General features: G+C 40.6%; 12 protein-coding genes. All 12 read left to right on the plus strand.

Annotation, left to right across the window (positions count from 1 at the left end; genetic code table 11):
- The first annotated feature begins 8 nt into the window (after positions 1-8).
- The 12 genes from rpmI (at position 9) to HMPREF2685_RS05190 (ending at position 10,740) form a co-directional block, all read left to right on the plus strand.
- Positions 9-209: a 50S ribosomal protein L35 gene (gene rpmI, locus HMPREF2685_RS05135; RefSeq protein ID WP_003003453.1), complete on the plus strand. Its 201-nt coding sequence runs from the start codon at positions 9-11 to the stop codon at positions 207-209.
- Positions 210-258: 49 nt separating this feature from the next.
- Entirely contained in the window at positions 259-618 is a 360-nt protein-coding gene (gene rplT / locus HMPREF2685_RS05140) for a 50S ribosomal protein L20 (protein ID WP_000124830.1), read from the plus strand.
- Between the two features lie 252 nt (positions 619-870).
- A complete protein-coding gene (locus HMPREF2685_RS05145; RefSeq protein WP_049490930.1) occupies positions 871-1,338 on the plus strand; it encodes a deoxycytidylate deaminase in 468 nt (155 codons plus the stop codon).
- A 171-nt stretch (positions 1,339-1,509) separates the two neighbouring features.
- The gene (locus tag HMPREF2685_RS05150; RefSeq protein ID WP_049506528.1) at positions 1,510-1,950 is read left to right on the plus strand and encodes a hypothetical protein; all 441 of its coding nucleotides are present in this window, start codon (positions 1,510-1,512) and stop codon (positions 1,948-1,950) included.
- A 134-nt stretch (positions 1,951-2,084) separates the two neighbouring features.
- Positions 2,085-2,516 carry a hypothetical protein gene (locus HMPREF2685_RS05155; RefSeq protein WP_070465713.1) on the plus strand — a complete coding sequence of 144 codons (432 nt, stop codon included), beginning with the start codon at positions 2,085-2,087 and terminating at the stop codon, positions 2,514-2,516.
- Between the two features lie 139 nt (positions 2,517-2,655).
- The gene (locus HMPREF2685_RS05160) at positions 2,656-3,891 is read left to right on the plus strand and encodes a hypothetical protein (protein ID WP_049485734.1); all 1,236 of its coding nucleotides are present in this window, start codon (positions 2,656-2,658) and stop codon (positions 3,889-3,891) included.
- A gap of 390 nt (positions 3,892-4,281) precedes the next feature.
- Positions 4,282-5,472, plus strand: coding sequence for a methionine adenosyltransferase (gene metK / locus HMPREF2685_RS05165; protein WP_049485733.1), 1,191 nt, complete (start codon positions 4,282-4,284; stop codon positions 5,470-5,472).
- A gap of 192 nt (positions 5,473-5,664) precedes the next feature.
- Positions 5,665-6,924, plus strand: coding sequence for a UDP-N-acetylglucosamine 1-carboxyvinyltransferase (locus HMPREF2685_RS05170; protein ID WP_049471988.1), 1,260 nt, complete (start codon positions 5,665-5,667; stop codon positions 6,922-6,924).
- 56 nt (positions 6,925-6,980) lie between these two features.
- A complete protein-coding gene (locus tag HMPREF2685_RS05175) occupies positions 6,981-7,535 on the plus strand; it encodes a GNAT family N-acetyltransferase (RefSeq protein ID WP_070465716.1) in 555 nt (184 codons plus the stop codon).
- Complete coding sequence (gene spxR / locus HMPREF2685_RS05180; RefSeq protein ID WP_021153022.1) at positions 7,528-8,805, plus strand: CBS-HotDog domain-containing transcription factor SpxR; 1,278 nt, start codon at positions 7,528-7,530, stop codon at positions 8,803-8,805. Before HMPREF2685_RS05175 ends, spxR begins: the two co-directional genes overlap by 8 nt.
- A 20-nt stretch (positions 8,806-8,825) precedes the next feature.
- Positions 8,826-9,686 carry a methionyl aminopeptidase gene (locus tag HMPREF2685_RS05185; protein ID WP_049483232.1) on the plus strand — a complete coding sequence of 287 codons (861 nt, stop codon included), beginning with the start codon at positions 8,826-8,828 and terminating at the stop codon, positions 9,684-9,686.
- 82 nt (positions 9,687-9,768) lie between these two features.
- Complete coding sequence (locus tag HMPREF2685_RS05190) at positions 9,769-10,740, plus strand: YihY/virulence factor BrkB family protein (protein ID WP_049483231.1); 972 nt, start codon at positions 9,769-9,771, stop codon at positions 10,738-10,740.
- The last annotated feature ends 32 nt before the right edge of the window (positions 10,741-10,772 follow it).

The following is a 10,772-nucleotide window of genomic DNA, read 5'->3' on the forward strand; positions in this document are numbered from 1 at the left end:
AAAATATCATGCCAAAACAAAAAACACACCGCGCATCAGCTAAACGTTTCAAACGTACAGGTTCTGGTGGACTTAAACGTTTCCGTGCTTACACTTCTCACCGTTTCCACGGAAAAACTAAGAAACAACGTCGTCATCTTCGTAAAGCATCTATGGTGCATGCAGGAGATTTCAAACGTATCAAAGCAATGCTTACTCGCTTGAAATAATCGCGTATTCGTAAGTAAAGAATTCTAGGAAATATTGGAGGAAATATAAATGGCACGTGTTAAAGGTGGCGTTGTATCACGCAAACGTCGTAAACGTATTCTTAAATTAGCTAAAGGTTACTATGGAGCTAAACATATCTTGTTCCGTACTGCAAAAGAACAAGTAATGAACTCTTACTACTATGCATACCGTGACCGTCGTCAAAAGAAACGTGACTTCCGTAAATTGTGGATCACACGTATCAATGCGGCAGCTCGTTTGAACGGACTTTCATACTCACAATTGATGCATGGTTTGAAATTGGCTGAGATCGAAGTTAACCGTAAAATGCTTGCTGACTTGGCTGTTAACGATGCAGCAGCTTTCACAGCTCTTGCAGATGCAGCTAAAGCAAAACTTGGTAAATAATGTTTATAATAGGCTGGGCAAAAGTTGTCCAGCCTTTGATGTATGATAGAAATAACTGTATGACGCAGTGGTTGATTGGTATCTTTATTCGCTTTTTAAGCTCTAAAGATGACCTAATCAACTGTGCGGGGGTGGGAAAACGAACTCTTTTTTACTAGTCAGAGTTCTTTCCCACTCCCTTTTTTTCTTGTTGATTTCATGCTATAATGAAAATAATCGTAACCGATATGAGGAGAGATGGAGGATATAAAGGTGACACACAATCGACTAGCATGGGATGAATATTTTGCAGCACAGGCCTTACTGATTTCGAATCGAGCGACATGTAATAGAGCGAAAGTAGGTGCTGTTCTAGTTAAGGATAATAAGGTCATTGCAACCGGGTATAATGGGTCTGTTTCTGGGACAGATCACTGTTTAGAGGATGGCTGCCTCATGGTCGAGGGACACTGTGTCCGGACGATTCATGCGGAAGTCAATGCTATTTTGCAAGGAGCTGAACGTGGAATTCCCAAAGGCTTTACAGCTTATGTGACGCATTTTCCTTGCCTCAATTGCACCAAGCAGTTGCTTCAAGTCGGTTGCAAGCGGGTAGTATATATTCATCAATACCGCATCGATGAATATGCCGAATACCTCTACCGTGAAAAAGAAGTAGAACTGGTCAATTTACCAATTGAAGAAGTGAAAAGAGCTATTGCAGAGGCTGATTTTATTTAGGGAAGATTTCCAGCCTATTTCATGATATGTTAGCAATCTAATTGGCAACCTGTCCAAATTAATGTTTATGAGATAGCATTGAATAGATGGATATCATGAAAAGAATGATGGAATCAAGAATAATGGTGTTAAAGGAAAAACATAAAAATATAAGAAAGGAAGGAGAAAGTGATGACAAACCAAGAGAAACATTTTGAGGAAAATAAAGAACATAGCAAGATCAGTGAAGATTATCCCAATTCTGTATCTGTTCAGAATCCTCCAAAAGAAAATAGCTTACATTCTATTCTTCTTTCAGTGACATTTTACTTATCCATTATCTATCTTGTATTGTTTTTCTTTTACTTTGCACCTTGGGGTGATGGTTGGGGATTTGTCGTTTTGATTTTCCTTGGTCCAAACTTATTAAGTCTTGCGATTGGAGCCTCTCTAATTCGACTAGGGATGAAGAAGGGGAATAAAAGCCTTCTCTATGCGAGTGTTGGACTCTATCTGCTGTCTATCATCTTGGCTTTTGATCCGGACTGGGAAATATTTCGAATTGCTCCCTTATGTTTAGGTATTTTGGATTTAATCGGAACACTCCTGGTTAAAGAAGAGAAAAGCTCTTAATCAAAAAATGGGTATGGTCAACTCTACTCAATAAAAAGTATTCGGGTCGATCAAAGAGATAGTTAAATCAGTTCTCCGCTCTATTTTTAAGCGCTATTATTGGAAAGAATAACTAAAAATGTTAGGAAAAAGTTATGACAGATCAACAAAAAAATCCTGAAGTAGATAAAGAAAATGAGGCATATGCTTCAGATGAAAGTCTTTTTCCGAACAATGAAATGAAGCCAGAGAAGAGAATTGGAAATTCTGTAATCCTTTCTATTGCTTTGTTCTTGGCCATTGTTTATATAGTTTTACTTTTATTAGGTCTCTTTTCAATGGGAGCGTGGGCTGGTGGCTTTTTGTACTTTTTGGGAATCCATATGATTAGCTTTGTGATTGCAACCATCCTGCTTTGGAATGGAATAGTGAATGCCAATAAAGCAACTCTTTATATAGCAGTAGCTATTTATGTTTTTTCATTTATTACTGCGGGTGATCCGGATTGGGTGATTAATCATATACCACCGCTTGTGGTAGGAGTGCTGGTATTGATTGGAACTGTATTGTTTAAAAATGAAGACTGATGATAGGGGGTAGGGTGTTCAATCCCATCTTTTTTATTTATTTAGTACTGATAACGCACTAAGAAAACGGTTACAAATTGTGTTATAATTTAAATAAATGAATCGTTAAATACTTTTCTTAGAAAGTGGAGGAGAATCTATGTCTAGAAAAAAATGGTATGGTATACTGCTAATTCTTGAAGCAATTCTTTATCTTGTTTCTTATGGTAGTAGTATAGTAGTGAACTATAGTTCCCAAAATTTAAATGGAAATACACCACTGATCACTACCTCTAGTATTTTTTCTATATGGAATGGAATGATTATTTGCTGGGTAATTTGGAGAATTATGAAGCAACGTTTAAATGTTGAAGGATTGATAGCTGTTTTTCTCCTCTCAATTACTCAACAACTTATGTTTGTTTTACCCCCTTTTTCCCCAACAGATTTGATGAACATTTCCTTTGTGCTAAATATCATTTGTTTAATATGGATTTGCTTGCTTATAAAGAATGTAGAAATGAGGGAGCTTTTAAACAATTGGAAAAGTAAAGATGGTTGGAAATCATCGATAGCTTATTTAGTACTATTTGTTGCCTCTACAAATATTTCTCCACTATTTATATTGTTTGGTATGGATAGAACGAGTGATATTTATGCTTTTACACTTCGATACAGTGTAATGGAGTTAATGCTTTTACTTCTGATTAATGTTATGATCACAAGTACAAGTGAGAAACTTCAGAAAGTCTTTTCTCTTTTGCTCATTTTATCTTCCCTTGTTGAGATAGGTATAGTATACTCTTTCATCTCTCGTATAAGCTTTTACGGTCTCTTTTATCTTCTCCTATCGATTTATATTGTTTGTCGTGTTTTTGGTTTGCTTGAGAAAGTTGCAGATGGCTGGGAGTCCAAGGTGAAAGTACAAGATCTATCATCTATTGAAACTAAACCAGAGATGGAATACCCTCAAGTAGAAGGAGACATAGATGTACACGATCAGTTGAATGCTGATATACGATCAAACAATGATGAAGAAAATTCGCCAAAAAGAATTATTCTTCAGTCGCCTTGGTTATGGAGCGCACTTATAATAGCAGTCTGTCACCTTGGTATTATGATTTTTCCTTTATTTTTAGGAAACCCCATGTATCTACTGATCTTATATATTGGTGCCATCCATTATATTTGTTTTATGATTGCGACTATATTACTTTTCATAGGTATGAGAAAAGGAAGTAAAGGACTCCTAAATGCGGCAGCTATCTTATTTGTTATTTCCATTATAGGTACGCCAGATCCTTATTGGATGGGTCCAAATATTTTATCATTTATTCTGGGAGTTTTGGTATTTATTGGAACTATATTATTTAAAAATGGAGACGGATTAAAGTAGATAGGGTTGAAAATTTTTAAAGAACTGTTATCATTTAAGTAGATGGTAGGTTTTCGAGTACCCATCGGTACGCGGACGCCTACCATTTTTGAAGATAAAAAAAGCACCGTGTGAGGGTGCTAGATCTTGCCTGCTGAACTCGTCAATTGATAGATACCCTAGAGGGTATTTTTTGTGAACTTTTTAGGAACTTTGAGGACTGTTTAAGTCAGTTTAACTGGGTATTGCATAGACCGAAAAAGCTGATTTAATGGGCTTTTTGAAAAATCATTTTCCATATCATATGTAATGTGTTATAATGAAGTGTTATATGGTCCCGATAAGGTGGTAGAAATCTTCTATCAGTACTTTGTAACTCTATAACAATATTTTTTAAGGGGGGACATTTTTATGTCAGAACGTAAACTTTTCACGTCTGAATCAGTATCTGAGGGGCATCCAGATAAGATTGCAGACCAAATTTCAGATGCTATTTTAGATGCTATTTTAGAGCAAGATCCAGAAGCTCACGTGGCTGCCGAAACAGCTGTTTATACTGGTTCCGTGCATGTCTTTGGCGAGATTTCAACGACTGCTTATGTGGATATTAATCGTGTGGTTCGTGATACCATTGCAGAGATTGGTTATACTAATACGGAATATGGATTCTCAGCTGAAACTGTAGGAGTACACCCATCTTTGGTGGAACAATCTCCTGATATTGCCCAAGGGGTTAATGAAGCCTTGGAAGTTCGTGGGAATGCAGATCAAGATCCACTTGATTTGATCGGAGCAGGAGACCAAGGTCTCATGTTTGGTTTTGCAGTGGATGAAACAGAAGAACTCATGCCATTACCGATTTCACTCAGCCACAAGTTGGTTCGTCGTTTGGCAGAGCTTCGTAAGTCTGGGGAAATTAGCTATCTTCGTCCAGATGCCAAGTCACAGGTTACTGTCGAGTACGATGAAAATGACCAGCCAGTGCGCGTGGATACAGTGGTTATTTCAACTCAACACGATCCAGATGTCAGCAATGAACAAATCCACGAAGATGTGATTAACAAGGTCATCAAGGAAGTGATTCCAGCTTCTTATCTAGATGAGGAGACCAAATTCTTCATCAACCCAACTGGTCGCTTTGTTATCGGTGGACCTCAAGGGGATTCCGGTTTGACAGGTCGTAAGATCATCGTGGATACTTATGGTGGTTATTCACGTCACGGTGGTGGGGCCTTCTCTGGTAAAGATGCCACTAAGGTAGACCGTTCTGCTTCTTATGCAGCTCGCTACATTGCCAAAAACATCGTAGCGGCAGGTCTTGCTAAGAAAGCAGAAGTGCAATTGGCTTATGCCATTGGGGTTGCTCAACCTGTCTCTGTTCGTATTGATACCTTCGGTACTGGAACAGTCGCTGAAAGTAAGCTTGAAAAAGCAGCACGTGAGCTCTTTGATCTTCGTCCTGCAGGGATTATCCAAATGCTGGATTTGAAACGTCCAATCTACCGTCAAACAGCAGCATACGGCCATATGGGACGGACAGATATCGACCTTCCATGGGAACGTTTGGACAAGGTAGAAGCCTTGAAAGAAGCTGTAAAATAATTAGTTGAAATGGAAAAGTTAGGGTCAAGTTGATCCTAGCTTTTTTTCGTTTTGAAAATTCCTACAGATGGAAAAATAGGTCGATCTGTGGTATAATAGATGCAGTATTTTGAATACGTTGTCCCTTTTATTTCCGTTACAAAAAACGATAGTAAAAGGAAAAAGACTTGAAAGAGCTAATAAATTATTAAGATGAAAAAAATTGTAATAAATGGTGGTCGCCCTCTAAAAGGAGAGGTGACCATTAGTGGTGCAAAAAATAGTGTAGTAGCCCTGATTCCGGCGACCATTCTGGCGGACGATATCGTGACCCTTGATGGGGTACCGGATATTTCCGACGTGGCGAGTCTGATTGAAATCATGACCATCATGGGGGCTAAGATCGAGCGTAAAGAAGACAGTTTGATCATTGATCCACGTGGGGTGAAGAATATGCCCATGCCATTTGGAAAGATCAATAGTTTGCGAGCTTCCTATTATTTCTATGGCAGTTTGTTAGGACGCTATGGTCAAGCAACTGTTGGGCTTCCTGGTGGGTGTGACCTTGGACCACGTCCGATTGATTTGCATTTGAAGGCCTTTGAAGCGATGGGAGCCGCTATGACCATGGATGGCTCTAGTATGAAACTTGCGACTGATGGCAAGCCTCTTCAAGGAGCTAACATTTACATGGATACTGTTAGTGTCGGTGCAACGATCAATACGATTTTGGCAGCGGTCAAAGCTGAAGGTCGGACAGTGATCGAAAATGCGGCTCGAGAACCTGAAATTATCGATGTGGTAACCTTGCTCAACAACATGGGAGCTCATATTCGTGGAGCAGGAACAGACATTATTATCATTGATGGTGTTCCACAATTGCATGGAACGAGACATCAGGTGATTCCAGATCGTATCGAAGCAGGAACCTATATTGCCCTTGCAGCTGCTATTGGGGAAGGTATTCAGATCAATAATGTCCTGTATGAGCATTTAGAGAGCTATATTGCTAAGTTAGAGGAAATGGGTGTGCGCATGACCATTTCTGAAGATAGCATCTTTGTAGAAAAGCAGACGGGCTTGAAGGCCATCCAGATCAAAACGTCTCCTTATCCTGGTTTTGCGACTGATTTGCAACAACCGATCACACCTTTGCTCTTAACGGCTGCAGGACGTGGTCGAATTGTTGATACGATTTATGAAAAACGGGTCAACCATGTGCCAGAATTGGCTAAAATGGGGGCCACCATTTCGACCTTGAACGACCACATTATCTATGAAGGGCCAAATCAACTGACAGGATCCAGTGTGAAAGCGACGGATCTTCGAGCTGGTGCGGCTTTAGTGATTGCAGGTCTCATGGCTTCTGGAACAACAGAAATTACAAATGTGGAATACATCCTTCGCGGGTATTCAGATATTATTCATAAATTGACCCAACTTGGAGCAGACATCCAGTTGGTAGAGGAATAGTGACAGAACTAGGGATCTGATAGTGGCGGCTGGATACACGAACAATGGAGTTTGAAATGAATATTTGGACGCACTTAGCTGCCTATTCACTAATTGAAACACAAAGGTTGTATTTACGACCTTTTCTCTTTGAGGATGCGGAAGATTTTTATAAGATTGCTTCGAATCCTGATAACCTACAATTTATCTTTCCTGCACAAGCCGATCTTTCTGAAACTCAATATGTACTAGCCAACTATTTCATGAAAAATCCTTTGGGGGTTTGGGCGATCTGTGATCAGGAAACCAATCAGATGATCGGTTCGATCAAGTTTGAAAAGTTGGATGAAATCAAGGGTGAGGCTGAGTTAGGCTACTTTTTACGCAAAGATTTTTGGGGAAAGGGTCTGATGACAGAAGCGGTCAAAGAGTTGGTCTATCTATCATTTGAGAAATTTCAACTGAAGGAGCTTAAGATTGTCACCCATGTTGAAAATGCAGGGAGTCAAAAGGTCGCTTTGAAGGCTGGTTTTCGTCTCTTTCGTCAATTCAAAGGGAGTGACCGCTATACGCGTAAAATGCGCGATTATTATTATGATTTCCGCCTAGGTAGAGGGGACTTCTATGAGTAAACACCAAGAGATTTTAGACTATCTCGAAAAATTACCGATTGGAAAACGGGTCAGTGTCCGCAGTATCTCCAATTTTTTGAATGTCAGTGATGGAACGGCCTATCGTGCCATTAAAGAAGCTGAAAATCAAGGAATTGTCGAAACGCGTCCTAGAAGCGGGACCATCCGTGTCAAATCGCAAAAAGCTGTACTAGAGCATTTGACCTATCGGGAAATTTTAGAAATCACCGGCTCTGAAATATTAGCAGGTGAAGAGGGACTCGAAAAAGAATTTAATAAATTTTATATTGGTGCCATGACGGAAAAGCACGTCCTAGACTATGTGTCTGAAGGGGGGCTTTTGATCGTGGGTGACCGTACTAGCATCCAACGATTGGCTCTTAAACATGACAATGCGGTCTTAGTGACAGGTGGCTTTGAAGTGAGTGAGGATGTGATTGATCTGGCCAATCAGGTACAAATCCCAGTCATCCGAACTTCACACGATACCTATACCGTCGCGACTATGATCAATAAGGCCTTGTCTAATATGCAGATCAAGACGGATATCTTGACAGTCGAGCAGGTCTATCGGCCCTTCCATGAGTACGGCTATCTTTCTGAGACGGATACGGTCCGGGATTATTTAGATTTGGTTCGAAAGAATCGCTTTAGTCGCTTTCCGGTTGTCAATCAGCACCAGATGGTAGTGGGCGTCGTAACCATGAGAGATGCTGGAGATAAGGCTCCTCAGACGACCCTTGATAAGGTGATGTCACGGACCATTTTTACCACTAATTTGTCCACCAGCATTGCGACGATTAGCCAACGGATGATCGCTGAAGATTATGAAATGATTCCTGTTGTTCGTAATAACCAGACCTTGCTGGGTGTTATTACGCGTCGAGATGTCATGGATCGGATTAGCAAGGTGCAATTTTCGAGCTTACCAACCTTCAGTGAGCAGATTGGTCAAAAGATTCAAACAGAAAACGACCATTACCAATTCACAGTGGAACCGAGTATGCTGGAGAAAAGCGGTGTTTTGGCCAATGGGGTCATGATTGAAGTGCTGATGAAGGTTGTTCGCAAGATGATGCAACACAGTGGGCGTAGCTTGATTGTCGAACAGTTGATCATCAATTTTTTACAGGCTGTGCAGGTGGATGATGTGATCCGCATTGAACCCCAACTTGTTCGGCGAACTAGACGTTCGGCCTTGGTTGATTTTAGCTTGTATTTAGATCTGCAGCTAGTCGCGAAAGCAACCATTACGATTAAGATTAATTAAACAAAAGAAATGAGGAGACAATGATTACATTAAAATCACAACGTGAAATTGAAGCCATGGATCGTGCAGGAGATTTCCTTGCCAGCATCCATATTGGATTACGTGACTTGATCAAGCCAGGGCTTGACCTATGGGAAGTTGAAGAATATGTCCGTCGTCGCTGTAAAGAAGCCAATGTCTTGCCGCTTCAGATCGGTGTAGAAGGTAGTCTCATGGACTATCCTTATGCGACTTGCTGTGGTTTGAATGACGAAGTAGCCCATGCTTTTCCACGTCACGTCATTCTCAAAGATGGGGATCTCCTCAAGGTAGACATGGTCTTGTCAGAACCACTGGATAAATCTGTTTTGGATGTATCGAAATTAGATTTTGATAATGTGGCGCAAATGAAGAAATACACTGAGTCTTATAGTGGTGGCTTGGCGGACTCTTGCTGGGCTTATGCGGTTGGAAATGTTTCCCAAGAAGTCAAAGATTTGATGGACGTGACCAAAGAATGTCTCTATAAAGGAATTGAGAAAGCAGTCGTTGGGAATCGCTTGGGAGATATTGGTGCAGCAATTCAAGAGTATGCGGAAAGCAAAGGCTATGGCGTGGTGCGTGATTTGGTCGGACACGGTGTCGGGCCTACCATGCATGAAGAACCAATGGTCCCACATTATGGTCGTGCTGGACGTGGTCTTCGCTTGCGTGAAGGGATGGTCTTGACGATTGAGCCAATGATCAATACCGGTACTTGGGAGATTGATACAGATATGGAAACTGGTTGGGCCCATAAGACCCTTGACGGTGGCCTTTCTTGTCAATACGAGCATCAATTTGTGATTACAAAAGATGGTCCAGTGATCTTGACTAGTCAAGGTGAAGAAGGAACATACTAAAACTAGAGAGGAAAGAATGGAGCTGAAGGCAAGTGTCTGGTTTCGCTCTTTGCTCTTTTTTAGTAAAATGGGGAGGTGACGAATGAAAAAGGTCCTACAAAAAGTACTGGGACAGCCATTTATAAAGGGCTTCGTGCGGTTTTATCAGAGTGCAGAGTCTGACATCACTAGCATTGCGGTGGCCTATTATTTGCTGATCTCCATTTTCCCTTTGATGCTGATTGCAGCCAATATTTTACCCTACTTTCATATTCGTCCCACTCAGATTCTTTTAAGCTTACAAAAAGTCTTGCCAGCCTCCTTATATCGAATAGTGGCACAGATGATTTCGAGTGTCTTGACCAAACCTTCGACAGGCTTACTGAGTTTCTCGATTATTTCTGCTTTGTGGATCTTCTCTCAGAGCATTGCCTACCTCCAAAAAGCCTATAACAAGAGTTATGGGGTGGAAAAGGAGCGTGGTATTATCTGGGGGCGACTCTTTAGCTTTCTGATCAGTTTTGCCTTGCAGGGCTTGTTTGGACTCTCGCTGATCCTTTCCATGTTTGGGAAAATGATCGTTCGTTATCTCTATCAGACCTTTTCATTTGATCGGACGATTTATGTGCGCTTACTGAATTTGACAGAGCCGACCATCTACCTCTTACTTTTTGTCAGTCTGGTCTTGCTCTATTACACCCTTCCAAATGTTAAAATTCCAAAATTTAGATATGTATTGCCAGGGGCGACCTTTGTTGTTGCTGTCCTGTATGCGATCTTGAATATCTTTTGGAAATATGTGGATCGTTATGTGAGTCATTTCTTAGATGCTCGTTTCTTCGGTTCGGTCGTCCTAGCGGTTATCATGTTCTGGTTCATCTTGGTGGCAAAAATCATGATTATTGGTTGTATTTTAAACGCCAGTATCCAATTTGCTAGAGAAGCTAAGTTCCAAACGCGCAGTGGAGAAATTGTCTCTAAGTTAAAATCAGAAGAAGTGGACTTTCGGCATAGAGAAGTTTCACAAAAATTAAAGCGTCGGTTACGCTTGATAAGAAAAGAAAAAACGGAATAAGGGAGAGTGGGACAGAAATCGGTCATTCGTTA

Source organism: Streptococcus sp. HMSC074F05, assembly GCF_001808725.1.
In the GTDB taxonomy this organism is placed as follows: domain Bacteria; phylum Bacillota; class Bacilli; order Lactobacillales; family Streptococcaceae; genus Streptococcus; species Streptococcus parasanguinis_I.

What these genes read in the sequence shown, in the direction of transcription:
- HMPREF2685_RS05175 (WP_070465716.1), top strand. Translation starts at nt 6,981, where the DNA reads ATGAATATTTGGACGCACTTAGCTGCCTATTCACTAATTGAAACACAA.
- spxR (WP_021153022.1), top strand. Translation starts at nt 7,528, where the DNA reads ATGAGTAAACACCAAGAGATTTTAGACTATCTCGAAAAATTACCGATT.
- metK (WP_049485733.1), top strand. Translation starts at nt 4,282, where the DNA reads ATGTCAGAACGTAAACTTTTCACGTCTGAATCAGTATCTGAGGGGCAT.
- HMPREF2685_RS05190 (WP_049483231.1), top strand. Translation starts at nt 9,769, where the DNA reads ATGAAAAAGGTCCTACAAAAAGTACTGGGACAGCCATTTATAAAGGGC.
- rplT (WP_000124830.1), top strand. Translation starts at nt 259, where the DNA reads ATGGCACGTGTTAAAGGTGGCGTTGTATCACGCAAACGTCGTAAACGT.
- HMPREF2685_RS05150 (WP_049506528.1), top strand. Translation starts at nt 1,510, where the DNA reads ATGACAAACCAAGAGAAACATTTTGAGGAAAATAAAGAACATAGCAAG.
- HMPREF2685_RS05160 (WP_049485734.1), top strand. Translation starts at nt 2,656, where the DNA reads ATGTCTAGAAAAAAATGGTATGGTATACTGCTAATTCTTGAAGCAATT.
- HMPREF2685_RS05170 (WP_049471988.1), top strand. Translation starts at nt 5,665, where the DNA reads ATGAAAAAAATTGTAATAAATGGTGGTCGCCCTCTAAAAGGAGAGGTG.
- HMPREF2685_RS05155 (WP_070465713.1), top strand. Translation starts at nt 2,085, where the DNA reads ATGACAGATCAACAAAAAAATCCTGAAGTAGATAAAGAAAATGAGGCA.
- rpmI (WP_003003453.1), top strand. Translation starts at nt 9, where the DNA reads ATGCCAAAACAAAAAACACACCGCGCATCAGCTAAACGTTTCAAACGT.
- HMPREF2685_RS05185 (WP_049483232.1), top strand. Translation starts at nt 8,826, where the DNA reads ATGATTACATTAAAATCACAACGTGAAATTGAAGCCATGGATCGTGCA.